This window comes from Streptomyces diastaticus subsp. diastaticus (genome assembly GCF_011170125.1).
GTDB classification, from domain to species: domain Bacteria; phylum Actinomycetota; class Actinomycetes; order Streptomycetales; family Streptomycetaceae; genus Streptomyces; species Streptomyces diastaticus.
The window spans coordinates 210,283-235,658 of record NZ_BLLN01000001.1 but is presented as its reverse complement, the minus strand read 5'-3'; the positions used below and the strand labels follow the sequence as shown (position 1 = coordinate 235,658).

Genomic DNA, 25,376 nt, shown 5'->3' with positions numbered 1-25,376 from the left:
GGCGGTCAGAGCCCGGCGGCCTCGGCGAGGTCCGCCTCGACGGCGGCCAGCGTCCGGGCGGCGGCGGCCCGCGCCTCGGGCAGCCCCTCCGGGCCGCCGACCGGGACGACCGCTTCCAGGTAGCACTTGAGCTTGGGCTCGGTGCCGCTCGGGCGGACCACGACCCGCGCCCCGTCCAGGGTGTACCGCAGGCCGTCGGTGGGCGGCAGTCCGCCCGCGCCCGCGCTCAGGTCCTCGGTCCGCACCACCGGCAGCCCGCCCAGGCGCTCGGGCGGAGCCGAACGCAGCCGCTCCATGGCGCGGGCGATGACGGACAGGTCCTCCACCCGGACCGAGAGCTGCGAGGTGGCGTGGACGCCGTGGCGGACCGCCAGTTCGTCCAGCAGGTCCAGCAGCGTCCGCCCGTCCGCCTTCAGCTCCGAGGCCAGCTCGGTCAGGAGGAGCGCCGCCGTGATGCCGTCCTTGTCGCGGACGCCGTCCGGGTCGACGCAGTACCCGAGCGCCTCCTCGTAGCCGTAGGCCAGCCCCTCGGCGCGGGAGATCCACTTGAAGCCGGTCAGCGTCTCCGCGTACCCGGCACCGGCCGCCTCGGCGATCTTCGACAGCAGCGAGGAGGAGACGACCGAGGTGGCGAGCACCCCGCCCTCGGGCAGTCCGCGGCGGACCAGGTGGGCGGCGAGCAGTGCGCCCGTCTCGTCGCCGCGCAGCATCCGCCAGCCGCCCTCGGCCGCCTCGTCCGGGACGGCGGCCGCGAGCCGGTCCGCGTCCGGGTCGTTGGCGAGGACCAGGTCGGGGCAGACTCGGCGGGCGGTGGCGAGCGCCAGGTCCATGGCGCCTGGCTCCTCCGGGTTGGGGAAGGCCACGGTGGGGAAGTCCGGGTCCGGCTCGGCCTGCTCGGCCACCGGCACCGGCGCCGGGAACCCGGCCCGCGCGAAGGCTGCCGCCAGCGGGGCGGCGCCCACGCCGTGCAGCGCGGTGTGGACGGTGGTCGCCGACCTGGCGGAGCCGGCGGCGAGGACACCGGCGGCACGGTCCAGGTAGGCCTCGACCACCGCCTCGTCGAGCACCGTCCCGCCGCCCTCGGTACGCGGTACGGAGTCCAGCGCGCCGACGGCCGCGATCCGGGCCGCGATCTCGGCGTCGGCGGGCTCGACGATCTGGCTGCCGTCGCCGAGGTAGACCTTGTAGCCGTTGTCCCGGGGCGGGTTGTGGCTGGCCGTCACCTCGACGCCCGCGACCGCGCCCAGGTGCCGGACGGCGAAGGCCAGGACCGGGGTGGGCAGCGGGCGGGGGAGCAGCAGGGCGGTCAGCCCCGCGCCCGCCATGACCTCGGCGGTGTCGCGGGCGAACCGGGCGGAGTTGTGCCGCGCGTCGTAGCCGATGACGACCGGCCCGGCCTCTGCCTGCCCGGTGTCCCGCAGGTGGGCGGCGAGTCCGGCGGCGGCCCGGATCACCACGGCCCGGTTCATCCGGGTGGGGCCCGCGCCCAGTTCGCCGCGCAGCCCCGCCGTGCCGAAGGTCAGCGTCCCCGCGAACCGCTCGGCCAGCGGCGCCGGATCGGTCTCGGCGGCCTGGATCAGGGCGGCCAGTTCCGCGCGGGTCTCGGGGTCGGGGTCCTCGGCGAGCCAGGCGGCGGCCCGCCGGTTCAGGTCGTCGGACGGGGCGGACATACGGTGCCTCTCTGCGGGCGGGACGGCGGACGGGCGGGCGCCCGAGCGACGGCGGGCGGGCGCCCGGAAGGGCCGCTCGGGGAGCGGGCTCGGTCAGACGCGGCCGAGGACCTGGCGCAGGAGCGCTCCCATCCGGGTGGCGGAGTCACGGCCGGCCTGGAGCACCTCCTCGTGGCTCAGCGGCTGGCCGGTCATCCCGGCGGCGAGGTTGGTGACCAGGGAGATGCCCAGCACCTCGGCGCCCGCCTCACGAGCGGCGATGGCCTCCAGCGCGGTGGACATGCCGACCAGGTCCGCGCCGAGCGTGCGGGCCATCCGGATCTCGGCGGGCGTCTCGTAGTGCGGCCCGGTGAACTGGGCGTAGACGCCCTCCTCCAGGCCGGGGTCGATCTCCTTGCACAGAGCGCGCAGCCGGGGCGAGTAGAGGTCGGTCAGGTCGACGAAGCGGGCGCCGACGATCGGGGAGGAGGCGGTGAGGTTCAGGTGGTCGCTGATGAGGACCGGCTGACCGGGGGCCATGCCCTCGCGCAGACCGCCGCAGCCGTTGGTCAGCACGATGGTCTTGCAGCCGGCGGCGACCGCGGTGCGCACTCCGTGCACGACGGCCGCGACGCCGCGACCCTCGTAGAAGTGGGTGCGGCCGAGGAAGACCAGGGCGCGGCGGCCCTCGATGAGCTGGGAGCGGACGGTGCCGGCGTGGCCCTCGACGGCCGGCGGCGGGAAGCCGGGCAGTTCGGTGACGGGGAACTCGTGGTCCGCGGGGCCGAGCTGGTCGGCCGCGGGCAGCCAGCCCGAGCCCATCACCAGGGCGACGTCGTGGGTCTCGGCACCGGTCAGCGCGCGCAGCGTGGCGGCCGCGTCGTCCGCCGCGGTGTAGGGGTCGCTGGGCAGGTGTCCGGGGATGGCAGATGCGTTCACGGGGGAGAGCGTAGCCGTTCCCTGCCTACGCGCGTAGACGGCGGGGATGATTAAGGTACGGACCAGTTGGCGGTCCGTCGCGGTCAGCAGGGTCGTTTGCGCAGTTCCATCACGTAGTCGTGGGGGGCGCCCGCGGATTCGGCGGCGTCGGCGATCTCGCCGAGGTAGCGGGCGGAGGGCAGTCCGCCCTCGTAGCCGTTGAGGACGTAGACCCAGGCCGGTTCGGTGGCGTCCAGGGTGTCCACCCGGACCCGCATCCGGCGGTAGATGTCCAGGCCCACGCCCTCCCACCGGTCCATCGCGTCCTCGTCCATCGGCGCGATGTCGTACAACGCCACGAAGACCTGCGAGCGCGGCGCCTCCACGATGGTGGCGAGCGCCCCCTCCCAGCCCAGGTGCTCGCCGCCGAAGGTGAGCCGCCACCCGTTGAGCCAGCCGGTGGCGCGCAGCGGGGAGTGCGGGGCGCGGCGGGACATGAGCCGCGCGTCGAGGGTGCCGGCGTAGGCGGCGAAGAGCGACATGGTTCCGAGGGTACGGCAGGAGCGGCGGGCGGCCGGGTCTTACGGAAGCACAGCTCGCAGCGGCGCCGCGCCTCGCGCACCCCGGACGGAGGGCCCCGGGGCGTCGCTTCCCGAGGCGTGCGGGACAATGGAGTACGTGACTCGGATCGTGATCATCGGTGGCGGACCTGGCGGCTACGAGGCGGCGCTGGTGGCCGCGCAACTCGGCGCGGAGGTGACCGTCGTCGACTGCGACGGCCTGGGCGGGGCGTCGGTGCTGACCGACTGCGTCCCGTCCAAGACCCTCATCGCCACCGCCGAGGTGATGACGACCTTCGACTCCTCCTACGAGGAACTGGGCATCATCGTCGCCGACGACACCCCGCACATCGACTCACCCGCGCGGGTGGTCGGCGTCGACCTCGGCAAGGTCAACCGACGGGTGAAGCGGCTCGCGCTCGCCCAGTCGCACGACATCACCGCCTCGGTCACCCGGGCCGGTGCCCGGGTGCTGCGGGGCCGGGGCCGGCTGGAGGGCCAGCAGCAGACCGACGGCTCGCGCACCGTCGTGGTGGCCGCCGCCGACGGCACCGAGGAGCGGCTGACCGCCGACGCGGTGCTGCTGGCGACCGGCGGCCACCCGCGCGAGCTGCCCGACGCCCAGCCCGACGGCGAGCGCATCCTCAACTGGACCCAGGTCTACGACCTCGACGAACTCCCCGAGGAGCTGATCGTGGTCGGCTCCGGCGTCACCGGCGCCGAGTTCGCCGGGGCGTACCAGGCACTCGGTTCCCGGGTCACGCTGGTCTCCAGCCGCGACCGGGTGCTCCCCGGCGAGGACCCGGACGCCGCCGCCGTCCTGGAGGACGTCTTCCGCCGCCGCGGCATGAACGTCATGGCCCGCTCGCGCGCCCAGTCCGCCGAGAGGGTCGGCGACCGCGTCGAGGTCACCCTCGCCGACGGCCGGGTCATCTCGGGCACCCACTGCCTGATGGCGGTCGGCGCCGTCCCCAACAGCCAGGGGATGGGGCTGGAGGAGGCGGGCGTCCGCCTCAAGGAGTCCGGCCACATCTGGACCGACAAGGTCTCGCGCACCTCGGCCCCCGGCGTCTACGCGGCCGGTGACGTCACCGGGGTCTTCGCCCTCGCCTCGGTCGCGGCCATGCAGGGCAGGATCGCGATGTACCACTTCCTCGGCGACGCGGTCGCGCCGCTCGACCTGAAGACGGTCTCCGGCAACATCTTCACGGACCCCGAGATCGCCACCGTCGGCTACAGCCAGGCCGACGTCGACAAGGGCGTGATAGACGCCCGCGTCGTCAAGCTGCCGCTGCTGCGCAACCCGCGCGCCAAGATGCAGGGCATCCGGGACGGCTTCGTGAAGCTCTTCTGCCGCCCGGGCACCGGGATCGTGGTCGGCGGTGTCGTGGTGGCGCCGCGCGCCTCCGAGCTGATCCACCCGATCTCGATCGCCGTCGACAACAACCTGACCGTCGAGCAGATCGCCAACACCTTCACGGTCTACCCCTCGCTCTCCGGTTCGATCGCCGAGGTCGCGCGCCAGCTCCACACCCGGAAGCTCGCCTCGGACTCCTGACGTCCGGCGGCTCCACGCGCCGCACCCCCGGGCCCCGGCAGCCGCGGCAGGCCGCCGGGGCCCGGACGTTTCCGGCTGCCCCGCGCAGGTCAGGAGCGAGGTGGGGCAGGAGCGTTCCTGCTTCGGGCCGCGCCGGTGGCGGAGGGCGGGCCGTGGGGGCGCGGGCGCCGCGGGATGCGCCAGTCGCATATACCACCTCGGTGGACCGGGTGCGAACAATTTCTGTTATCCGGCGCAAACTGCTGAAAGCAGACGGTCGTTGGCGTTACTGTCAGTTCCGTGTTCGCTGCAGAACGTCGCCAATTGATCCTCGAAATGGTGCGGGCCAACGGAGCGGTGTCGCTCCGGGAGCTCGCCCGCGTCGTCCAGACCTCAGAAGTGACCGTACGGCGGGACGTGCGGGCGCTGGAGGCGGAAGGACTCCTCGACCGCCGTCACGGCGGCGCCGTACTCCCGGGAGGTTTCACCCGCGAATCCGGGTTCCCGCAGAAGTCCCACCTCGCCTCGGCGGAGAAGACCGCCATCGCCGACCTGGCCGCCGGGCTGGTGGGCGAGGGGGAGGCCGTGGTGGTCGGCGCCGGTACGACCACCCAGGAACTGGCACGCCGCCTGGCCCGGGTCCCCGGACTGACCGTCGTCACCAACTCCCTGCTGGTCGCCCAGGCGCTGGCCCACGCCAACCGGGTGGAGGTGGTCATGACCGGCGGCACCCTGCGCGGCTCCAACTACGCCCTCGTCGGCAGTGGGGCCGAGCAGTCCCTCCAGGGCCTGCGGGTCTCCCGCGCCTTCATCTCGGGCACCGGGCTCACCGCCGAGCGGGGCCTGTCCACCTCCAACATGCTCTCCGCCAGCGTCGACCGGGCCCTCGTCCAGGCCGCCGCCGAGGTCGTGGTCCTCGCCGACCACACCAAGCTCGGCAGTGACACCATGTTCCAGACGGTGCCCACCGATCTCATCACCCGCCTGGTCACCGACGAGCCGCCGCCCCACGAGGAGCGTGCCGCCGCCGAACTCCAGGCCCTGGCCGACCAGGGCGTGCAGATCTCCGTGGCCGGCTCCCACCAGCCCCCCGCCGAAGCCCCGCCGCCGCCGGGCGCCGCCGGCGGCCGGAGTGGCGCCGTACGTCGCGACATGCCCCTGCCCGGCCAGCGCCGGACCGTCCACGGAGCGCCACCACCGGGCGGACCGCAACTGCGCGGGACCACCGGCCCCGGGGCCCTGGGGGAGCAACTGGGCGAGCGCGGAAGGGTGGCGGACCTGCGCCGGAGGTGAGGCGGTGCGCCGGGTGAGGGGCCCGGCGAGGGCTGCCGCCCGGCCGCCCGACCGCGTTCGCGCGGGGGCGGGCGCGGGCGGGGTCCCTGGTCCCTCGGCCGGGAAGGGCGTCGGCTCCGGGGGGTCGCGGGTCAGTCCGGCCGGATGCCGCGCAGGGTCAGGGAGAGCAGCCGGTCGGCCAGTCCCGGTTCGTCGGGGGTGGCTTCGGCGGCGAGGGCGATGGCGTTGGTGAGCTGGAGCAGGTCATTGATGGCGATGTCCTGGCGGACCGCCCCGGACTCCTGAGCCCGGGCCAGCAGCGCCGAACCGGCGTCCCGCATCGGGTCGCTGCACCGGGAGAGCGGCGAACCGGCTCCGCCGGAGGCTGACATGAGCGCTCCGGACAGCCCCTCGTACTCACTCGCATGAGTGATCAGGGAACGCAGCCACTCGACCAGGGCGGCGCACGGGTGTTCCGCCTCCAGCAGTTCCCGGGCCCGCTCCAGCAGTTCCCCCACGGCCCCGGCGAAGACCGCGCTCAGCAGGGCCTCGCGGTCTGGGAAGTGCCGGTAGAGCGTGCCGATGCCGACGCCCGCGCGGCGGGCGATCTCCTCCAGCGAGGTGTCGGTGCCGTGCGCGGCGAAGGCGCGACGCGCCTCGACGAGAAGGCGTTCACGGTTGCGCCGCGCGTCGGCACGCAGGGGGCGCTGATCCGTCTCGGTCGGCATGGTTTCCCTCCCGGGGGTGGGGCTCGGCGGCCCCTCGCTGCTCCTTCAGGATGCCATGGGGGTGCGGGGGGTGGGGCGGCCTCCGACGGGGAGCCGAGAGGGGCGGCGCGCGGCCGGGCCGCGGCGGAGCGGGCACCGTCCCTTCCGTGCCTACAGCCTGGTCAGGCTTCCAGGCCGTCGTCTTCGGCGGGCTCGTCCTGAGCCGTCAGGCCGGCCACCCACAACGGCATCAGCCAGTGCACCGCGAGGACCGTGACGAGTACCGGTGCCGCGTAGGCCGTGGGGGCGTCGCCGGAGACCGCGCCCACGGTCAGCAGGCCGACGGCGGTGGCGGCGAGGAGCAGGGTCGTGGCCAGGTGGGCGCGGGCCCGCACCTGAGCGCGTTCGGCGGACTGCCGTTCGTCCAGTGCCCGTTCGCGCAGTTCGAGCAGGCCACGGGTGGCCCCGTTGATCGCCCCGGTCGCGACCGCCCACGGCAGCAGCAGCGCCACCACGAGGACCAAGGCCCAGGCCGGGTTCCCCGCCCCGAGGCAGGAGTGGGCGATCAGCCCGCCGATGGCCAGGGTGAGCGCCAGGTGCGTGGCGACGACCAGGCGCCGCCGGACGGCCGTGGCGTACAGCGGCTGTGCCCGGCGGTCGTTCATGATCCGCACCATGGCTCGGTCGTAGCGGTTCAGCCTTGTCGTCGTCATGACGTCTTCCTCCCGTAGATCTCGTCCGTGAGCGGCCGGAACGGTTCGAGTGAGAACAGCGCCTCCACCGGCAGTGCGAAGTACCCGGCGATCCTCAGCGCCGGGTCCAGGCCCGGGTTGTACCGCCCCCGCTCGATGTGGCCGATGGTCTGGTAGTGCGCACCCACCGCTTCGGCCAGTTGCCGGCGCGACACCCCGCGTTCGGCGCGCACCACGGCCGGCCTGTTGTGCACCTGCTCGCTCACGTATAAGGAGTACTACATTCTGAACTGTGGCTACCACTACGGCTCGGCGCCGGGGGGATCAGGAGACGGGGCCCGGCGGGTGTGGGCGGGGCCGGTGCCGTCGGGTCAGTACGGGTGGTGGTCGTGCCTTCGGCCAGGTCGCGCGTGTGCCGGAAGCACGGCTCGCGCAGCACGCGTGGCGACGGCTGGCTCGGTGCGGCCACGGTGCGTGGACCGCGTCCAGGCCGAGGGGGCCGAGGCTGTGCCGGTCGACGCGGCGGCCGACTCGGTCGCCGCGTCGACCGGCGGGACAAGCGCGTGGATGCGTTCCTGGCCGTCGGTGTCCTGGCTCGGTCCGATCTCACCGCGACCCACCAAGGCGCCGTCGCGCGCACGGCCCCTACGTCGCACAGGCCCGGGCGCGGACCTTGGTGGAGTCCCGCTCGAACAGGGCACGGCCTCCGCCTCCGACCAGGGTTCGTCCCCATTCCCCGCGCGACCCGGGGGGCCTGAACAGGGCGATGGAGTCCGCGTCGCCCTCCGGCACATACGGCTCCATGACCAGCCGTTCCGGGCGCGGGACGGGCCCACCGGGGCGACGCGGGCGAGTTGGGGAGCACGGGCGGTGACGCTACGGGCGCGGCCCTGGTGCCGTGGACGGCTTGCCGACGTGGAGGCTTCCAGAGGGGCCGAGGCTGCCACCCGGGCGGGGCTTCCGCCGGGCGGATCTCCCGCCTCCCGGCTTGACGCGGGGCGGGGAGCGGTGACGCGCACGTGGGGCGTACGTACGGGCGTGGGGCCGTTGGGCGCCCTCCCGTGAAGGGGCGTCGAGGCGCCAGGAGGCGGACACGGGAACGGGCCCTCGCGGATGTCCGCCGGGGGCCCGTTCCCGTGTCCGGGGTGGCTGAGCCGGTCAGTCCTTGATCTCGCAGATGACGGCGCCCGAGCTGATCGAGGCGCCGATCTCGGCGGCGAGGCCCTTGACGGTGCCGGAACGGTGGGCGTTCAGCGGCTGCTCCATCTTCATGGCCTCCAGAACGACGACGAGGTCGCCCTCCTTGACCTCCTGGCCCTCCTCCACGGCGATCTTGACGATGGTGCCCTGCATCGGGGAGGCCAGGCTGTCGCCGGAGGCGGCCGGGCCCGACTTCTTGGCGGCGCGGCGCTTCGGCTTCGCCCCGGCCGCGAGGCCGGTGCGGGCCAGCGACATGCCCAGCGAGGACGGAAGGGAGACCTCCAGGCGCTTGCCGCCGACCTCCACCACGACCGTCTCGCGACCCGCCTCGTCGTCGCCGTCATCGTCGGCGGGCGCGTCGAACGGCTTGATCTCGTTGACGAACTCCGTCTCGATCCACCGGGTGTGGACGGTGAACGGCTCACTGGAGCCAGTGAGTTCGGGCGCGAACGCCGGGTCGGCCACGACCGCCCGGTGGAACGGGATGGCGGTGGCCATGCCCTCGACGTTGAACTCCGCCAGCGCCCGGGCCGCCCGCTGGAGCGCCTGCCGGCGAGTGGCGCCGGTGACGATGAGCTTGGCCAGCAGCGAGTCCCAGGCCGGGCCGATCACGCTGCCCGACTCCACGCCGGCGTCCAGGCGGACACCGGGGCCGGCCGGGGCGTCGAAGACGGTGACGGTGCCAGGCGCGGGCAGGAAGCCCCGGCCCGGGTCCTCGCCGTTGATGCGGAACTCGAAGGAATGGCCGCGCAGCACGGGGTCCCCGTAGCCCAGTTCCTCACCGTCGGCGATCCGGAACATCTCCCGGACCAGGTCGATGCCGGCGACCTCCTCGGTGACCGGGTGCTCCACCTGGAGGCGGGTGTTGACCTCCAGGAAGGAGATCGTGCCGTCGTTGCCGACGAGGAACTCGACGGTGCCCGCGCCGACGTAGCCGGCCTCCTTGAGGATGGCCTTGGACGCCGAGTACAGCTCCTCGACCTGAGCCTCACTCAGGAACGGGGCGGGGGCCTCCTCGACCAGCTTCTGGTGGCGGCGCTGGAGCGAGCAGTCGCGGGTGGAGACGACGACGACGTTGCCGTGCTGGTCGGCCAGGCACTGCGTCTCGACGTGGCGTGGCTTGTCGAGGTAACGCTCGACGAAGCACTCGCCCCGGCCGAAGGCCGCGACGGCCTCACGCACGGCCGAGTCGTACAGCTCCGGCACCTCTTCCAGCGTGCGGGCCACCTTCAGCCCGCGCCCGCCACCACCGAAGGCCGCCTTGATGGCGATGGGCAGGCCGTGCTCCTCGGCGAAGGCGACCACCTCGTCCGAGCCGGAGACCGGGTCGGGAGTACCCGCGACCAGGGGGGCCCCGGCGCGCTGCGCGATGTGACGGGCCGCCACCTTGTCACCGAGGTCGCGGATGGCCTGCGGCGGCGGGCCGATCCAGGTCAGCCCCGCGTCGATGACAGCCTGCGCGAACTCCGCGTTCTCGGAGAGGAATCCGTAGCCGGGGTGGATCGCGTCCGCACCCGAGTCCGCGGCCGCCTGGAGCACCTTGGCGATGTCCAGATAGCTGGCCGCGGGCGTGTCACCGCCCAGGGCGAACGCCTCGTCGGCCGCGCGGACGTGCAGCGCGTCCCGGTCCGGGTCGGCGTAGACGGCTACGCTCTCGATCCCCGCGTCCCGGCATGCCCTGGCAACGCGGACAGCGATTTCGCCTCGGTTGGCGATGAGCACCTTGCGCACGATGGCTCCCTCCTTGAAACAAGCTGAGTTTAGGGACTGCCCACACGGCTCCACGACCCGTCCCCAGAGGTGAGCTTGCCCACACGGAGTGTGATCCGAGGCTCACGAAGGTGGCTGCATCCCTTGTCGCACCAAGGTACGCGGGGAATCCTTCGGAGGCAGCAGCTCCCCGGTGTGGTCAAGGTCTCTGTAGCCGGACTCGTCCCGCGCTCCAAGTTCTTTGTGGAATCCCTACGAAGGGCGTGGGATTTCTTTGCGGTCCGGCGGAGTGTCGCCGGAGTCTTGTCCGGGGGTTTACCGGTAAGTAGCGTTCGCGCTGTCGCCGTACTGCGGGTAACCGCGTGCGGCGCCCCGTCGGCGCACCCAACCGGGCTGGCGCGCGGGCCGATGTTCCGGCCGTCCGGCCGGGCGGAGCAGGGGGTGGCACGGTGGTGCGCAGAGTGGCGGCGGCAGTGGCGGGACTCGTGCTGATCGCGGAGGCGTTCGGCGTCTTCATGCTGCTGATGACCGTGGGCATCGTGGTGGAGAACCAGTCGATGTCGCTCGACGGGCTCGACCCGGCGCTGATGTCCGACGGGGCGTTCGGTTTCGGCGTCTTCTCCGCCGTCTTCCTCGCCGGCTGCGGGCTGGTGCTGCTGCTCGTCGGCGGCCGCGACCGCGCGCCGGCGCGTCTGGGCCGGGTCCTGCTGGTCATCGCCGCCGTCGTCCACGGTGTCCTCGGCGCCCTCGCGGTCGGTCTCGTCGGCTGGGAAGCCTTCGCGGTACTGATGGCCGTGCTCGCCCTGATCGTGTACACGCTGGTGGCTTACGGGCCCGGCGGCCGGCCGGACGGTCCGGAGTCCGGGCAGGCGGCGCGTGAGGAACGGGGGCGCGAGCGGGAGGAGGGCCAGGAGCTGGCGCAGGGCCTGCCTCAGGGAGAGGCGGGGCCGAAGCCTGCCGCTTAGGCGAGGAAGGGCCGGGCCGGGGGCGTGGCCGGCGCCGGATTCCGTTCCGGGCGCCGGTCCGGTTCGAGGGATCACGGTGGGCTCCTCGGGCGGTGCGTGGGATCGGGGCTGGTCTCGGTTGCGGAACGCGTGAGTTGGGGGCGGCTCGGACGGCATGGGCTGTTCCTCGTCTCTCCGTTCGCCTCGTTCTTCTCCTCTCGACCTGTCTCGTCCCGCCTCGCCTCGCCCCGCTCGGTTCCGTTTCTTGCCGCCTCGTCGGGTGCGCATCCGCCCCTTTGGCGCCCGGGACTGCGGCGTGGCCGGTGCCGGTACCCGGCTGGCTGCCTGGTGTTGGACCGTCGTAGCTGCGGCGGGAGCCGGAGACCGTGGCCGAGTGCCTCTGGGGGAGGGCGGGGTGGCGGGCGGGGGAGGGCTGTGCAAGCCCTGACCCGAGGCACGGGGGGAGGCGGGAGGCGCTTCGTCGTGGTGGGGGTGCTGTGGCGGCGACGCTGCGGCCTGAACTCGTGTGCGAGGAAGTCTTGTCCGCCTTCGGGAGCTTCTATGCGCCGTCGTTCGCATATCCCCCGTTCGAGCGAATGGGGGATCGAGGGGTGGGCGATCCACGCGGCTCGTGATTACTCTCTGTAATCGAAGCGTGGTTGTCGACCTTGGAGGTTCCCGTGCGTGAACTCGTCACGGCAGTGGCAGTCGTCCCCTTCCTCCCCGCCGGTTCGGGTGAAGCTGTGCCGCCTCGGTCGCGAGGTCTCGACTGCGGCGGCCCCTTCTCTCGCGGTCTGCGGACTCCCCTTTCCAGCAGGCACGTTCAGCAGTGCCGGCAGGCTCGACGCGACGTCGGTGGACGCCCGTCGCCCAGGCTTCCGTTTCTGCGGCGGTCTCGCCGAGACCCCGACAGGCGGGAGTTGCGGCGCCTGCCTGCGGAGCGAGGGCAATGGCTTCCTACGTGCCACCGATCACTACAATGGGTAGTCGCGCCCTGCGGACTGATCTCACGTCAGCCTGTTGCCCGGCAAGGGGCGACCGTGGGTGAGCACGGTCCCGAGCGGCGACCCGCCTCCGGCGCGTACGGCCTCGGCAGGGCCCACGCCGGTCAGCCGGCCCTCACCGGCCTCGACTTCGCCGCGTGCCCCGACGATGTCGTCGCGGTGATGGTGGGCAACTGTCCGGACCACCCGATGCACCGGCACGGCCGGCCGGACCCCTCACCCCCGCGCACGCGTCTGCGCACCGCAGTCCGCGGTGGAGGCGGCGGCGGACTCCTGCGGATCGTGGCCGTGCTGCCTCCGTCCCGGGCGGCCGGCCCCCGTCCGGCGAGCGAGGGCGTGACGGCGCCCTACTCCCAGAAGTCGGTGATCGTCAGGTCGAGTTCGCCCAGGAGGCGGCGCAGCAGGGGCAGCGAGAGGCCGATCACGTTGCCAGGGTCGCCGTCGATGCCGTCGATGAACGGAGCCGACCTGCCGTCCAGGGTGAACGCCCCGGCCACGTGCAGAGGTTCGCCGCTCGCCACGTATGCGGCGATCTCCTCGTCCGAGGGTTCGCCGAAGCGGACCGTGGTGGAGGCGGTGGCGGAGGCTCGGCGGCCGGTGGTGGTGTCGATCACGCAGTGCCCGGTGCGCAGCACCCCGTTCCGGCCTCGCATGGCCTTCCAGCGGGCCGTGGCGTCCTCGGCGTCCGCCGGCTTGCCGAGCGCCGCCCCGTCCAGGTCCAGGACCGAGTCGCAGCCGATCAGCACCGAGCCCGACGCCTCGGGCCGGGCGGCCACCGCGTCGGCCTTGGCCTCGGCGAGCACCAGCGCCAGCGCGCCGGGGGAATCCGCGCTCAGCGCGTCCTCGTCCACCCCGCTGACGATCACCTCGGGCGCCAGCCCGGCCTGCCGCAGCAGACCGAGACGGGCGGGGGAGGCCGATGCCAGCACCACACGACGATTACTCATCCCCCGACCCTAGCCGCCCGCCGGGCGCCCGACGGACCCGCCGGCGAACGGACCCGAGGCGGCGACGCGCCCTCGTCAGCGCAGTCCCAGCACACCCATCACGACCACCGCCGCCACGGCCAGCAACACCCACGCACGGCGAAGCATCGCGTGTGCCTCGCGCGCCGCACGGGGCACCTCTTCCTCGCGTTCCACGGAATCGGACCACAACATGAATCCGATCCTCCGCTCCGCACGCCGGAGGCGCTTGAGTACGGATACTCAAGCGCCTCCCGGGCCGCCGGTGGCCCGGGGCCCGTGTCCGAGCGGCGCGGCGGGGACTACGACGGCCAGAACGTCCGCGCCCACGAGCGCGGGCCCGGTGCCGGCATCCGGGTCCGGGCGATGCGCGCCGGGTCGGACCACCCTTCCGGCGTGCGCGGCCTCTCGTCGGAGCCCGTCACGGAGGCGGCCCGTGCCCGGACCACGGCGAGGGCGGCGGCCAGTTCCTCCGGCGTCGGGTTGCCCCGTACGACCTTGATCATCATTTCGGGCCTCCAGGCAGTGCCGTGTCCGTCAGAGCGGGATGTTGCCGTGCTTCTTCGGCGGCAGGCTCTCCCGCTTGGTGCGGAGCTGCCGCAGCCCACGCACGATGTGGCTGCGGGTGTCGGACGGCATGATCACCGCGTCGATGTAGCCGCGCTCGGCCGCCGTGTAGGGGTTGAGCAGCGCCTCCTCGTACTCCTGGATGAGGCGCGTGCGTACCGCTTCCAGCTCGTCGGCGGGGGTCTGCGCCAATGTGCGGCGGTGCAGGATGTTGACCGCGCCCTGCGCGCCCATCACGGCGATCTGCGCCGTCGGCCAGGCGAGGTTGAGGTCGGCGCCCAGGTGCTTGGAGCCCATCACGTCGTACGCCCCGCCGAACGCCTTGCGGGTGATCACGGTGATCAGTGGCACCGTCGCCTCGGCGTAGGCGTAGATCAGCTTGGCGCCGCGGCGGATGATGCCGGTGTGCTCCTGGTCGACGCCCGGCAGGAAGCCCGGTACGTCCACGAAGGTCAGCACCGGGATGTTGAAGGCGTCGCAGGTCCGCACGAAGCGCGCCGCCTTCTCGCTCGCGTCGATGTCCAGGCAGCCGGCGAACTGCATCGGCTGGTTGGCGACGACACCGACCGGGTGGCCCTCGACGCGGCCGAAGCCGGTGACGATGTTCGGGGCGAACAGGGCCTGCGTCTCCAGGAACTCCCCGTCGTCCAGCACGTGCTCGATGACACGGTGCATGTCGTACGGCTGGTTCGCGCTGTCCGGGACGATGACGTCCAGTTCCCGGTCCTCGTCGTTGACCTCCAGCTCGGCCTCCTCGGGGAAGACCGGGGCCTCGCTGAGGTTGTTCGACGGCAGGTAGGACAGCAGGGACTTGACGTACTCGATGGCGTCCTTCTCGTCGCCCGCCATGTGGTGAGCGACACCCGAGGTGGCGTTGTGCGTCCGCGCGCCGCCCAGCTCCTCGAAACCGACGTCCTCGCCGGTGACCGTCTTGATGACGTCCGGACCCGTGATGAACATGTGCGAGGTCTGGTCGACCATCACCGTGAAGTCGGTGATCGCCGGCGAGTACACCGCGCCGCCCGCCGCCGGACCCACCACCAGGGAGATCTGCGGGATGACCCCGGAGGCGTGGGTGTTGCGGCGGAAGATCTCGCCGTACATGCCCAGGGCGCTCACGCCCTCCTGGATGCGCGCGCCGCCCGAGTCGTTGATGCCGATGATCGGACAGCCGTTCTTCAGGGCGAAGTCCATCACCTTGATGATCTTCTGCCCGAAGACCTCGCCGAGGGCCCCGCCGAAGACGGTGAAGTCCTGCGAGAAGACCGCCACGGGCCGGCCGTCGACCATGCCGTAACCCGTCACGACCCCGTCCCCGTACGGACGGTTCGCCTCCAGGCCGAAACTGGTGGATCGGTGCCGGGCGAACTCGTCCAGCTCCACGAAGGAGCCCTCGTCGAGGAGGAGGCCGATTCGCTCACGCGCGGTCAGTTTGCCCTTGGCGTGCTGCTTCTCGACCGCACGCGCGGAACCGGCGTGCGTGGCCTCCTCGATCCGGCGCTGCAGGTCCGCGAGCTTGCCCGCGGTGGTGTGCAGCTCGGGGTTGGGCGGTGTGGTGGCGTTTTCCGGCGCGGACATCGGGATGCGGCTCCCTGCCTGGTCACGAGGGGTGGACGGTCGGCGCCCGGCGCCGTGAGGGCGGCTGCCGGAGACCGGGACGGCGCAAGGCCGCTGAGCTACTGTGCCGTAGCGTATCGGCGCCACTGCGCTTCGTCAGTGCGGTGTTTGCCACACAGGTGTGCGCTTGCGTACGGAGTGAAGAGGGGCATTCCGGGGGAGACGAGGGGGCCGTCGGACGTGGCCGCCGTCTCCCGGGCGCCCCCGCCGAGCAGATGGCGGCCGCGCGCGGGCGTTGGCCAGGACTGCCCGGAGAGGGGCAGGCTGGGCCCATGACACCGACCGACCGCCCCGGACGCCGCCACGGCCCCGCTCCCTGGTCCGATCTCAGCAGGCCCCCGCTCCACGAGACCGCGCTGCGCCGTGCGCTCGTGCGGCCCGGCGGACTCTGGACCTCCCTCGACCTGGTCCAGGAGACCGGCTCCACCAACGCCGACCTCGCCGCCCGGGCCGGGGAGCTGCCCGAGGGCGCGGTCCTCGTCGCCGAGGAGCAGGTGGCCGGGCGGGGCCGCCTCGACCGCCGATGGACGGCTCCGGCACGGTCCGGCATCTTCTTCTCGGTCCTGCTGCGCCCGACGGCGCCCGTCGAGCGGTGGGGCTGGCTGCCACTGCTCACGGGCATCGCCGCCGCCTCGGCGGTCTCCCGCATCGCCGGAGTCGACACCGGACTCAAGTGGCCCAACGACCTCATGGTCACCGTCGGCTCCGAGGAACGGAAGGCGGGCGGCATTCTCGCGGAGACGGCGGGCGGCGGCATCGTCATCGGCGTCGGCATCAACGTCAGCCTGCGCGCCGACGAGCTGCCCGTCCCCACCGCGGGCTCGCTCGGCCTCGCCCAGGCCGCCGTGACCGACCGGGACCCGCTGCTGCGGGCCGTCCTGCGCTCCCTGGAGGAGTGGTACGGCCGCTGGCAGGGCGCGGACGGTGATGCCGCCGCCTCCGGCGTGCAGGCGGCGTACGCCGCCGGGTGCGTGACCCTCGGCCGCGCCGTACGGGCCGAGCTGCCGGGCGGGGAGGCGCTCACCGGAGAGGCGGTGGCCCTCGACGGTGAGGGGCGGCTCGTCCTCGCCACCGTGGACGGTGTGCAGCGCCCGGTGGGGGCCGGGGACATCGTCCACCTGCGACCGGACGGTCCCCCGGAGGGCTCCCGCCAGGAGTGAGCCACGGCACACCTGCCGTATCGTTGGGCCCGGTCCACAGGCGACCGCCGCAGATCGGAAGGGTAGCTGGCAGTGACCGTCGACGACACGGGTTCCGGTAACGGGGCGCCGCGCGGTCCCCGCGGCCGGGACACCGGCGGCGGGAGCGAGGCGTCCGGCAGCCCTGCCTCCGGCGACCCGGCGCCCGGCGGTCGCCGGGGGTCCGGGCCGGGCGCTCCCGAGCGCGGCCTGCCCGATCTCCCCGACCGGGCCGAGCGCGGGCCCGACCAGCCGGACGACGCGGGGCACACCGAGCCCCGGCAGGATCCGCTGGCGCTGCGCATCGAGGGACTGATCCTCGGTGCCGAGCGGCGGTACACCCCGTTCCAGGCGGCCCGGGCCGCCGGGGTCTCGATGGAGCTGGCCTCCCGCTTCTGGCGGGCCATGGGCTTCGCCGACATCGGGCAGGCCAAGGCCCTCACCGAGGCGGACGTACTGGCGCTGCGGCGTCTGGCCGGTCTGGTCGAGGCGGGGCTGCTGAGCGAGGCCATGGCGGTCCAGGTGGCCCGTTCCACGGGGCAGACCACGGCACGGCTGGCCGAATGGCAGATCGACTCCTTCCTGGAAGGGCTCACCGAGCCGCCCGAGCCCGGGATGACACGTACCGAGGTCACGTATCCGCTGATCGAGCTGCTCCTGCCCGAGCTGGAGGAGTTCCTGGTCTACGTGTGGAGGCGGCAGCTGGCCGCCTCCACCGGGCGGGTCATCCAGGTGGCGGACGACGAGGAGATGGTCGACCGGCGGTTCGCGGTGGCCTTCGCGGATCTCGTCGGCTTCACGCGGCTCACCCGGCGCATGGAGGAGGAGGAGCTCGGGGAGCTGGTCGAGGCGTTCGAGACCACCGCGGCCGACCTGGTCGCGGCACGCGGGGGGCGTCTGGTCAAGACGCTCGGGGACGAGGTGCTCTTCGCGGCGGACGACGCCGGGACGGCCGCGGAGATCGCCCTGCTGCTGATCGAGACCATGGCCAACGACGGGAGCATGCCCGAGCTGCGGGTGGGGATGACCTTCGGGACGATCACCACTCGGATGGGGGATGTGTTCGGGACGACCGTGAATCTCGCCTCGCGGCTGACCTCCATAGCCCCCAAGAACGCGATTCTGGTGGACAGCGCGTTCGCGGCCGAGCTGGTGCGGACCGGGGAGGCGCCGGCCTCCGAGGCGGAGGCCGCGGCCGCGGAGGACCCCGGGGAGTACCGCTTCGCCCTGCAACCCATGCATCAGCGGCCGGTGCGGGGGCTGGGCGCGGTCGAGCCCTGGTTGCTCACCCGCCGGGACTGACCTCCGGGCGACCTGTCGGGCCTCTTGGGTCTTGGGCGTCCCCGCCTTCGGGCGTCTCCGGTCTCCAGCGTCTCCGGTCTCGGGCTCTTCGGTCTCGGGCGTCTTCGCCTTCGGGAGTCGTCGGCCTCGGGCCTCTTCGGGCTTCGGCATTCTCCGGTCTCAGCGCGGCCCGGCCTCGCCGGGGCCGAGCACCGTTCGCCGTCTCGCCTTCCCGGCGGTGCCGAGTTCCGGCGGGACTGGTCCCGGCGGAGGCGGGAGCCGTTCGCGCGCGGTCGTCGGTGCCGACGGGGCCGCCTCCGCCGCCGTAGGCCGCGGAGCCGTTCGCGCGGCTCGCCGAGAATGCCGGGCCGATGATGCCGAGCTACCGGTTCCGCCCCCCGGACCAGGGCGATCAGACCGTCCTCGACCGGTTCCGTCGGGCGGGTGCGGCATCGCTAGGATGGGGTAACGATCGTTAACCTCAGCCAGGAGCAGGCCATGCCGCAGACCGCAGAGCACCTCACGATCACCCGCCACGGCCACGTGGCGGAGCTGGCACTGAACCGCCCCGAGGCGATGAACGCCGTCTCCACCGCCCTGGCGGAAGAACTGGCCGCCGCCTGTTCCGAACTGGCGCGGGATCAGGGCGTACGGGTCACCGTGCTGACCTCCACGCACCCCAAGGCGTTCTGTGTCGGCGCCGACCTGAAGGAACGCAACCGCTTCACGGACGCCGAACTCGTCCGTCAGCGCCCGACCGCGAGGGCGGCCTACACGGGAGTGCTGGAGCTGCCCATGCCGACCATCGCCGCCGTGCACGGTTACGCCCTCGGCGGCGGATACGAACTGGCGCTGGCCTGCGACCTGATCGTCGCCGACCCGACGGCGGTGGTGGGTCTGCCCGAGGTCTCCGTGGGCGTGATCCCGGGCGGCGGCGGCACGCAACTCCTGCCGCGCCGGGTGGGCTCGGCGCGCGCGGCCGAGTTGATCTTCAGTGCCCGCCGGGTGGCCGGTGCGGAGGCGCTCGCCCTGGGGCTGGTCGACCGGCTGGCCGAGGAGGGACAGGACCGGGCGGAGGCTCTGGAGCTGGCGGCGGCCATGGCCGCCCACTCCCCGGTCGGCCTGCGCAACGCCAAGCGCGCCCTGCGTCTGGGGGAGGGGCTGGACCTGCGGGCGGGCCTGGACGTCGAGGACGCCGCCTGGCGCGCCACCGCCTTCTCCGGCGACCGCGCGGAGGGCGTCGCCGCGTTCAACGAGAAGCGTGCCCCGAACTGGCCGGGCGAGTAACCCGCCGCTCGCCTCCGCGAGGCGGGATCGCGCCACCGGCTGTCGTCGCCACCGGCTGTCGCCGCCACCGGTTGCCGCCGGTGCAGGGCGACAGAGCGGGCCGCACTGGCGTACCGGGCGTACTGGCGTCGGCGCACCGGCGCACCGGGCGTGCCGCACCGGCACTACCGACGGGGAGCGCCCAGGGGTGTCCCGCCTCCGGGTCCTTCAGGAAGGCGTCAAGCAGGAGGCCGCCAAGTCCGCGTGCCGGCGGCGGGGGCGGCCTGAGGTGCGGCCGCCGGTGAACCTGACCGCCTCGTGCGCCGGGGCGCCGCCTGGTGAGGGGCTGCCCCGGACGATGACCGGGGCCGTCAGCCGCCCGGCGGGCGATGGCCGGGTCGGCCTGGGGGCGAGGCGCGCACTGCCCGTACGCGGCCCGACGGCGCCCGGCCTGCGGCCCCTGTACCGGACGGGCGGAACGGGCGGCGCCGCACCCCCGGCACGGACCGTCGAGGGGCGCGGCCGGTCCGCGGGGGGAAGGCCCGGGTGCCTCCCAGCCACCCCGGCGCAGGGCCTCAAGCGCCGCTGTCCGAGCGGCGGAGCGGTGCTTCGAAGGCGTTCCTCGAAGGCGTTCCTCGTGCGGTGCCGGCGGCCAGGACGCGGCCACGAGGGCGTCCCGGCCCCGCCGCGCTCCCAGGCCGGACGGGCCGTGGCCGCGGCCGCACCGCCCGTCTCCCCTCACCTGCCGCAGCCCAGCAAAAAGTCTCACGTGGGGCGAATTGTCCATAGCCTGGAGTGATGGGAGACGATCTCCGGCTGCGGGCCGTCGTGGGCCTGGCGCAGGCGATGGCGGCGGCCCAGTCCCCGCGAGAGGTGTGGCGCGCGGCGGCGCTCGGTGCCTGTGGGGCGCTGGGGGGCGGTTTCGCGGCGCTCTCGGTCTGGGAGCGCGACCGGGGGCGGCTGCGGGTGCTGGTGAACGCGGGGCGGCTGGCGCCCGGCGAGGAGGAGTACCCGGAGTCCGAGACGTATCCCGTACATCAGTTTCCGGAGATCACGGAGTTCCTGCACGAGCGGTGGGCGGGTGGTGGGGAGCCGGACGCCTGGGTGGAGACGGCCGACGGGTGGGCCGAGGGCCGTCCCGGCTACTGCCACCAGCGGGTCGCGGCCCTGCGCCGACGGGGCCGGGGCTGCTGCGTGGTGGCGCCGATCGTCCTGCACGGCCGTGCCTGGGGCGAGCTGTACGTGGCACGGGAGGCGGGGGAGGCGGTGTTCGGCCCGGGGGACGCGGACTTCGCGACGGTGCTGGCGGCGGTCGTGGCCGCCGGGATCGTGCAGTGCGAGCGGCTGGAGGAGGCGCGGCGGCTGGCGTACACGGACGCGTTGACGGGGCTGGCCAACCGGCGGGCGGTCGATGCGCGGCTCGACGAGGCGGTGGAGGCCCACCGGGGCGAAGGCGCGGTGGTCTCGCTGGTGGTCTGCGACATGAACGGGCTGAAGCGGGTCAACGACACCCAGGGGCACGCCGTCGGCGACCGTCTCCTGGAGCGGTTCGGCTCGGTGCTCTCGCTCTGCGGGGCGATGCTGCCCGGGACGCTGGCGGCGCGGCTCGGCGGGGACGAGTTCTGCCTGGTCAGCGTCGGCCCTGGGGCGGACGAGGTGGTCGCGGTGGCCGAGGAGCTGTGCGAGCGGGCGTACGGGCTGGCGACGGGGGAGGGAGTGGCCTGCGGGGTCGCGTCCACGGGCGATCCGATCGGCGAGGTCCGCTCGGCACGCCGCCTCTTCCGGCTGGCGGACGCCGCCCAGTACCGGGCGAAGGCGGTGCGGGCCCGCGGGCCGGTCGTCGCGGGCCGGGAGGCCGAGCCGGAGACCGGCGCCGACGCGGTGCTGAGGCTGGCCGACGCCCCACCGCCGGAAGGCGGCGAGCGGCGGCGTATCCGGGGCCGCCGCGACGGGAACGGCGGCACGGGCGGTGCCGGATGACCCGGCCGGGGCCACCGCTCGCCCCTGGGGGCGGCCCGGCACCGCCCCGGACGCGGCAGGTGAAACCGGTGACGGGCCCTCCCGCCCACCACCCGTGACAGTGCGGGATTCACTGCGTACGCTCCTGAATATGGATATGCACACTGTGGTGGTGGGAACCTCCGGCACCAGCGCGGCCGACGTCGTCGCGGTCGCCCGTGACGGAGCCCGCGTCGCTCTCTCCCCGGAAGCCCTGGCCGCGCTCGCCCACGCCAGGGAGGCGGTGGACGCGCTCGCCGCCAAGCCCGAACCGGTCTACGGGGTCTCCACCGGGTTCGGTGCCCTCGCCACCCGGCACATCGGCCCGGAGCTGCGTACCCAGCTCCAGCGCAACATCGTGCGCTCGCACGCGGCGGGGATGGGCCCGCGGGTGGAGCGCGAGGTGGTGCGGGCGCTGATGTTCCTGCGGCTGAAGACGCTCTGCTCCGGCTACACGGGCGTCCGCCCCGAGGTGGCGCAGACCGTCGCCGACGTGCTGAACGCGGGGATCACCCCGGTGGTGCACGAGTACGGCTCGCTGGGCTGCTCCGGCGACCTGGCGCCGCTCAGCCACTGCGCGCTGGCGCTGATGGGCGAGGGGGACGCCGAAGGCCCCGACGGCGCCGTGCGGCCCGCCGCCGAACTGCTCGCCGAGCACGGCGTCACCCCGGTCGAGCTGCGCGAGAAGGAAGGGCTCGCGCTGCTCAACGGCACCGACGGGATGCTCGGCATGCTGGTCATGGCCCTCGCCGACCTCGGCCGGCTCTACACCACCGCCGACATCACCGCCGCCCTCACCCTGGAGGCGCTGCTCGGCACCGACCGCGTCCTCGCCCCCGAGTTGCACGCCGTGCGCCCGCACCCGGGGCAGGCCGCCAGCGCCGCCAACATGGCCGCCGTGCTGACCGGCTCCGGGCTGGTCGGCGGGCACCAGGACGACGCCCCGCGCGTGCAGGACGCCTACTCGGTGCGGTGCGCGCCGCAGGTCGCCGGGGCGGGCCGGGACACGCTGGCGCACGCCCGGCTCGTGGCCGAGCGCGAGCTGGCGGCCGCCGTCGACAACCCGCTGGTCGTCGACGGGCGGGTGGAGTCCAACGGCAACTTCCACGGGGCGCCCGTCGCCTACGCGCTGGACTTCGTCGCCATCGCCGTCGCCGACCTCGCCTCGATCGCCGAGCGCCGCACCGACCGGCTGCTGGACAAGAACCGGTCGCACGGGCTGCCGCCGTTCCTCGCCGACGACCCGGGCGTCGACTCCGGCCTCATGATCGCCCAGTACACGCAGGCGGCCCTGGTCAGCGAGTTGAAGCGGCTCGCCGTCCCGGCCTCCGCCGACTCCATCCCGTCCTCCGCGATGCAGGAGGACCACGTCTCCATGGGCTGGGCCGCCGCCCGCAAGCTGCGGACCGCCGTGGACGGACTGGCCCGGGTTCTCGCGGTCGAGCTGTACGCGGCGACCCGGGCCGTCGAGCTGCGGGCCGGCCTCACCCCGGCCCCGGCCTCGGCCGCCGTCATCGCGGCACTGCGCGCGGCCGGCGTCCAGGGGCCGGGGCCGGACCGGGTGCTCGCTCCGGATCTGGCGCTGACCACCGAGTTCGTCCGCTCCGGCGGTCCGGTCGCGGCCGCCGAACAGCACACCGGCCCGCTGGCGTGAGGACGGGCCCCGCCGGGTGACGGCGGGGTGCGGAGGGGGGCGCCGCCGTCCGGGGTGAAGGGGGTGGACGGGGGCGCCCGTAAGAAGAAGTGGTGTGCGGGGCGCTCGCGCGGGAGTGCGCGCGGGTCGCCCGAATGGTGGCCGGGCGGCGCCGTTGGGCGGAACGCCGGGGGCTCCGTGTCGGGAGGGCGCGGGGAGCGGAGGTGGGCCGCGCCCCTCGGACCTGTCCGGCGGATCTTCGTGGGCCCGCGACGCCTGGCACGCGCTCTCGCCGCACGCCCGAATCGCCCGAGTACGTCCAGCACGAGGGGGAACGGGCGCACGCCGAGAGCACGCACCGGAGGCCGCAGGCTGTGCCAAGAAGGTCCGCCGGACAGGCCCTAGCACGGACCGTCCCCGAGGCGGGGAGTTCAGGTCAGTCCGGCGTCCTCGCCGACCCAGGGCCCGCGGCGGGCCGAGTAGGCCACGAAGCCGGCGCCGGCCAGCAGGAACGCGGTCCCGCCGACCAGGTACGGGGTGGTGTCCACGCTGCCGGAGTCGGCGAGCAGGAGTTCCTCGCCGGCCGGTCCGGTGGCGGAGCCGCCGTGGGCGGCGGACCGCTGTTCCTGCGGGCCGGCGCCGTCGGCCGTGCCGGAGGCGTTGGCGGAGGGCACGAACCACAGCGCGCCCAGCAGGGTGGCGGCGGTGGTGGCGGTGAGAAGTGATCGTCGTGCGGTGGACGACACGGAAGCGATCCCCCTTGTGGCGCTGGCGAATTGGCCGTGTGGGGCGATCGTAGTGACCCCTGTGGGCGGGGGAAAGCGGAGGGGCGCGGAACTGGACGTGGTACTGACCGGTGGTACGAGTGTGCGACGGTGGAGCACAACGGTTCGTATGAGTTCGGGCGAATTGGGCAGGAGACCGCTGGGTCAGAGGTGGCCGAATCCGGCCGCCCCTGGTGGCCGGTGGCGTGAGCTGCTAGAACGTCCCCTGGCGGGCGGGAGTGGTGTAGCCCACATCGGCGAGCGAAGTGGAACCGGACTTACCGGGCGGGTGTTGTAAACCTGTAGTGGGGACAGGCGTCCCCGGAGGCGTGGGTCCGGACCGCGCCAGGGACCGGGCCACCGGGACATCCGGGGATCAGCAACGATGGAGAAGCGTGTGATGACGGACAGCAAGCGGCGCAGGGCTCTGTCGGCCGCGTCCGCACTGCTCGGCGGAGTGCTCGTGCTCACGGCGTGCGGTGGCGGCGACGGCGGGAGCGGTGGGGGCGCGTCGGAGGGCCGCGAGAAGTCGCAGGCGGAGGTCGACGAAGCCGCGGCCAAGAAGACCTCGGCGGCTCGAATAAAGATCACGCCCAAGGACGGCGCGGACAACGCCAGCATCAACAACGACGCCGAGGTGGCCGTCACCAAGGGCAAGCTGACCGAGGTCAGCATGAAGTCCGCGGACGGCACCGACGTGCCGGGCACCTTCTCCGCCGACAAGACCTCCTGGAAGCCCGAGGGCCAGCTCCAGCGCGCCACGGTCTACAAGATCGCCGCCGAGGCGGAGGACGGCGAGGGCCGCAAGGCCCACGAGAACGCCTCCTTCACCACCGTCTCGCCGGACAACAGCTTCATCGGCAACTTCACGCCGGAGGACGGCTCGACCGTCGGCGTCGGCATGCCCGTCTCGATCAACTTCGACAAGGGCATCACCAACAAGGCGGCCGTGCAGAACGGCATCAAGGTCTCCAGCAGCAGCGGCCAGGAGGTCGTCGGCCACTGGTTCAACGAGAAGCGACTCGACTTCCGGCCCGAGGACTACTGGGCAGGCAACTCCACCGTGACCCTCAAGCTCGACCTCGACGGTGTCGAGGGCGCGGACGGCGTCTACGGCGTCCAGCAGAAGACGGTCACCTTCAAGATCGCCCGGAACCAGGTCAGCATCGTCGACGCCAAGACCAGGACGATGAAGATCACCCGGGACGGCAAGACGGTCAAGACCATCCCGATCTCGGCCGGTTCGCCCGACAACAAGACGTACGAAGGCCGGATGGTGATCTCCGAGAAGTTCAAGGAGACCCGGATGAACGGCGCCACCGTCGGCTTCACCGACGATGACGGCAAGGGCGAGTACGACATCAAGGACGTGCCGCACGCCATGCGGCTCTCCACCTCGGGCACCTTCATCCACGGCAACTACTGGGGCGACAAGTCCATCTTCGGCAACGCCAACACCAGCCACGGCTGTGTCGGTCTCGCCGACGCCAAGGGCGCCAACGACGCCTCCACGCCCGGCGCGTGGTTCTACAACAACTCGATGGTCGGTGACGTGGTCGACGTCCGGAACACCGGCGACAAGACCATCGCCCCCGACAACGGCCTCAACGGCTGGAACATGGACTGGGCGCAGTGGAAGGCCGGCTCCGCCGTCTGATCCCGGCCCCTGCCGGAAGGCACCGGCACCGCACGGTCCCGAAGGCCCCGCGTCCACACCCCGGACGCGGGGCCTTCCGCATGTCCGACGCGTCATGCCGCCGTCTCCTCGGCCGTCCGCCCTGGCCGTCGCCCTGGCCGACGGGCGGGGCGACGGCCTGGTCGACGGTGTTCCCGGTAGCGCGGTCAAGTTCGGCGCGGCCTACGCCACCACGGGGCCGGTCCGGTGTCCATCGCCCAACTCGGCTTCTCCCGCTG

21 protein-coding genes are annotated in these 25,376 nt (G+C 73.5%); 9 read left to right on the top strand and 12 right to left on the bottom strand.

What is annotated here, in order from left to right; genetic code table 11:
- Positions 1-5: 5 nt before the first annotated feature.
- The 3 genes from Sdia_RS01020 to Sdia_RS01010 all read right to left on the bottom strand — a co-directional run bounded on the left by Sdia_RS01020 (position 6) and on the right by Sdia_RS01010 (position 3,109).
- Complete coding sequence (locus tag Sdia_RS01020; RefSeq protein WP_185393029.1) at positions 6-1,670, bottom strand: phospho-sugar mutase; 1,665 nt, start codon at positions 1,668-1,670, stop codon at positions 6-8.
- 93 nt (positions 1,671-1,763) lie between these two features.
- A complete protein-coding gene (locus Sdia_RS01015; RefSeq protein ID WP_100452505.1) occupies positions 1,764-2,588 on the bottom strand; it encodes a purine-nucleoside phosphorylase in 825 nt (274 codons plus the stop codon).
- Positions 2,589-2,671: 83 nt separating this feature from the next.
- Positions 2,672-3,109, bottom strand: coding sequence for a gamma-glutamylcyclotransferase family protein (locus tag Sdia_RS01010; RefSeq protein ID WP_030698930.1), 438 nt, complete (start codon positions 3,107-3,109; stop codon positions 2,672-2,674).
- 127 nt (positions 3,110-3,236) lie between these two features.
- Here Sdia_RS01010 and Sdia_RS01005 point away from each other — a divergent pair, with 127 nt between their 5' ends.
- Together Sdia_RS01005 and Sdia_RS01000 are read left to right on the top strand one after the other, a co-directional pair.
- Complete coding sequence (locus Sdia_RS01005) at positions 3,237-4,685, top strand: NAD(P)H-quinone dehydrogenase (protein WP_100452506.1); 1,449 nt, start codon at positions 3,237-3,239, stop codon at positions 4,683-4,685.
- A 279-nt stretch (positions 4,686-4,964) separates the two neighbouring features.
- Positions 4,965-5,957: a DeoR/GlpR family DNA-binding transcription regulator gene (locus Sdia_RS01000; RefSeq protein WP_100452507.1), complete on the top strand. Its 993-nt coding sequence runs from the start codon at positions 4,965-4,967 to the stop codon at positions 5,955-5,957.
- 131 nt (positions 5,958-6,088) lie between these two features.
- On the opposite strand, the gene Sdia_RS00995 is transcribed toward Sdia_RS01000, so the two are convergent.
- The 4 genes from Sdia_RS00995 to Sdia_RS00980 form a co-directional block, all read right to left on the bottom strand.
- Positions 6,089-6,664 (bottom strand): TetR/AcrR family transcriptional regulator, encoded by a 576-nt coding sequence (locus Sdia_RS00995; RefSeq protein WP_100452508.1) that lies wholly within the window; start codon positions 6,662-6,664, stop codon positions 6,089-6,091.
- Between the two features lie 161 nt (positions 6,665-6,825).
- The gene (locus Sdia_RS00990) at positions 6,826-7,356 is read right to left on the bottom strand and encodes a hypothetical protein (protein WP_115069802.1); all 531 of its coding nucleotides are present in this window, start codon (positions 7,354-7,356) and stop codon (positions 6,826-6,828) included.
- Positions 7,353-7,601, bottom strand: a complete 249-nt coding sequence (locus Sdia_RS00985) for a helix-turn-helix transcriptional regulator (RefSeq protein WP_100452510.1) — start codon at positions 7,599-7,601, stop codon at positions 7,353-7,355. Before Sdia_RS00985 ends, Sdia_RS00990 begins: the two co-directional genes overlap by 4 nt.
- Positions 7,602-8,493: 892 nt before the next feature.
- The gene (locus tag Sdia_RS00980; RefSeq protein ID WP_124287219.1) at positions 8,494-10,266 is read right to left on the bottom strand and encodes an acetyl/propionyl/methylcrotonyl-CoA carboxylase subunit alpha; all 1,773 of its coding nucleotides are present in this window, start codon (positions 10,264-10,266) and stop codon (positions 8,494-8,496) included.
- Between the two features lie 440 nt (positions 10,267-10,706).
- Between Sdia_RS00980 and Sdia_RS00975 the strand changes: the two genes are divergently transcribed.
- Positions 10,707-11,210, top strand: a complete 504-nt coding sequence (locus Sdia_RS00975; protein WP_100452512.1) for a hypothetical protein — start codon at positions 10,707-10,709, stop codon at positions 11,208-11,210.
- Between the two features lie 1,330 nt (positions 11,211-12,540).
- Here Sdia_RS00975 and Sdia_RS00970 read toward each other — a convergent pair.
- The 4 genes from Sdia_RS00970 to Sdia_RS00955 all read right to left on the bottom strand — a co-directional run bounded on the left by Sdia_RS00970 (position 12,541) and on the right by Sdia_RS00955 (position 15,303).
- A complete protein-coding gene (locus Sdia_RS00970) occupies positions 12,541-13,140 on the bottom strand; it encodes a Maf family protein (protein ID WP_100452513.1) in 600 nt (199 codons plus the stop codon).
- Between the two features lie 75 nt (positions 13,141-13,215).
- The gene (gene mmpB / locus Sdia_RS00965) at positions 13,216-13,353 is read right to left on the bottom strand and encodes a morphogenic membrane protein MmpB (protein ID WP_164494924.1); all 138 of its coding nucleotides are present in this window, start codon (positions 13,351-13,353) and stop codon (positions 13,216-13,218) included.
- A 107-nt stretch (positions 13,354-13,460) separates the two neighbouring features.
- Positions 13,461-13,664 carry an acyl-CoA carboxylase subunit epsilon gene (locus Sdia_RS00960; protein WP_268249229.1) on the bottom strand — a complete coding sequence of 68 codons (204 nt, stop codon included), beginning with the start codon at positions 13,662-13,664 and terminating at the stop codon, positions 13,461-13,463.
- Between the two features lie 31 nt (positions 13,665-13,695).
- Entirely contained in the window at positions 13,696-15,303 is a 1,608-nt protein-coding gene (locus Sdia_RS00955; protein ID WP_100452515.1) for an acyl-CoA carboxylase subunit beta, read from the bottom strand.
- Positions 15,304-15,614: 311 nt separating this feature from the next.
- On the opposite strand from Sdia_RS00955, the gene Sdia_RS00950 reads away from it, so the two are divergent.
- From Sdia_RS00950 to hutH, 5 genes are all read left to right on the top strand, one after another.
- Complete coding sequence (locus tag Sdia_RS00950) at positions 15,615-16,502, top strand: biotin--[acetyl-CoA-carboxylase] ligase (protein ID WP_100452516.1); 888 nt, start codon at positions 15,615-15,617, stop codon at positions 16,500-16,502.
- 72 nt (positions 16,503-16,574) lie between these two features.
- Positions 16,575-17,822 carry an adenylate/guanylate cyclase domain-containing protein gene (locus Sdia_RS00945; RefSeq protein ID WP_189500473.1) on the top strand — a complete coding sequence of 416 codons (1,248 nt, stop codon included), beginning with the start codon at positions 16,575-16,577 and terminating at the stop codon, positions 17,820-17,822.
- Between the two features lie 477 nt (positions 17,823-18,299).
- A complete protein-coding gene (locus Sdia_RS00940) occupies positions 18,300-19,088 on the top strand; it encodes an enoyl-CoA hydratase/isomerase family protein (RefSeq protein WP_100452518.1) in 789 nt (262 codons plus the stop codon).
- A 777-nt stretch (positions 19,089-19,865) separates the two neighbouring features.
- On the top strand, positions 19,866-21,047 hold the full coding sequence (locus tag Sdia_RS00935) for a GGDEF domain-containing protein (protein ID WP_115069804.1): 1,182 nt from the start codon (positions 19,866-19,868) through the stop codon (positions 21,045-21,047).
- 136 nt (positions 21,048-21,183) lie between these two features.
- The gene (hutH, locus tag Sdia_RS00930) at positions 21,184-22,719 is read left to right on the top strand and encodes a histidine ammonia-lyase (protein ID WP_185393745.1); all 1,536 of its coding nucleotides are present in this window, start codon (positions 21,184-21,186) and stop codon (positions 22,717-22,719) included.
- A gap of 410 nt (positions 22,720-23,129) precedes the next feature.
- On the opposite strand, the gene Sdia_RS00925 is transcribed toward hutH, so the two are convergent.
- Positions 23,130-23,444, bottom strand: a complete 315-nt coding sequence (locus Sdia_RS00925; RefSeq protein ID WP_115069806.1) for a hypothetical protein — start codon at positions 23,442-23,444, stop codon at positions 23,130-23,132.
- A gap of 418 nt (positions 23,445-23,862) precedes the next feature.
- On the opposite strand from Sdia_RS00925, the gene Sdia_RS00920 reads away from it, so the two are divergent.
- Complete coding sequence (locus tag Sdia_RS00920) at positions 23,863-25,119, top strand: L,D-transpeptidase (RefSeq protein WP_100452522.1); 1,257 nt, start codon at positions 23,863-23,865, stop codon at positions 25,117-25,119.
- Positions 25,120-25,376: the final 257 nt, after the last annotated feature.

Bases quoted from the DNA above. Each gene is read 5' to 3' on its own strand.
- Sdia_RS01020 (WP_185393029.1), bottom strand. From the start codon at position 1,670: ATGTCCGCCCCGTCCGACGACCTGAACCGGCGGGCCGCCGCCTGGCTC.
- Sdia_RS01010 (WP_030698930.1), bottom strand. From the start codon at position 3,109: ATGTCGCTCTTCGCCGCCTACGCCGGCACCCTCGACGCGCGGCTCATG.
- Sdia_RS01005 (WP_100452506.1), top strand. From the start codon at position 3,237: ATGGAGTACGTGACTCGGATCGTGATCATCGGTGGCGGACCTGGCGGC.
- Sdia_RS00995 (WP_100452508.1), bottom strand. From the start codon at position 6,664: ATGCCGACCGAGACGGATCAGCGCCCCCTGCGTGCCGACGCGCGGCGC.
- Sdia_RS00990 (WP_115069802.1), bottom strand. From the start codon at position 7,356: ATGACGACGACAAGGCTGAACCGCTACGACCGAGCCATGGTGCGGATC.
- Sdia_RS00970 (WP_100452513.1), bottom strand. From the start codon at position 13,140: ATGAGTAATCGTCGTGTGGTGCTGGCATCGGCCTCCCCCGCCCGTCTC.
- mmpB (WP_164494924.1), bottom strand. From the start codon at position 13,353: ATGTTGTGGTCCGATTCCGTGGAACGCGAGGAAGAGGTGCCCCGTGCG.
- Sdia_RS00960 (WP_268249229.1), bottom strand. From the start codon at position 13,664: ATGATCAAGGTCGTACGGGGCAACCCGACGCCGGAGGAACTGGCCGCC.
- Sdia_RS00955 (WP_100452515.1), bottom strand. From the start codon at position 15,303: ATGTCCGCGCCGGAAAACGCCACCACACCGCCCAACCCCGAGCTGCAC.
- Sdia_RS00950 (WP_100452516.1), top strand. From the start codon at position 15,615: ATGACACCGACCGACCGCCCCGGACGCCGCCACGGCCCCGCTCCCTGG.
- Sdia_RS00940 (WP_100452518.1), top strand. From the start codon at position 18,300: ATGCCGCAGACCGCAGAGCACCTCACGATCACCCGCCACGGCCACGTG.
- Sdia_RS00935 (WP_115069804.1), top strand. From the start codon at position 19,866: ATGGGAGACGATCTCCGGCTGCGGGCCGTCGTGGGCCTGGCGCAGGCG.
- hutH (WP_185393745.1), top strand. From the start codon at position 21,184: ATGCACACTGTGGTGGTGGGAACCTCCGGCACCAGCGCGGCCGACGTC.
- Sdia_RS00920 (WP_100452522.1), top strand. From the start codon at position 23,863: ATGACGGACAGCAAGCGGCGCAGGGCTCTGTCGGCCGCGTCCGCACTG.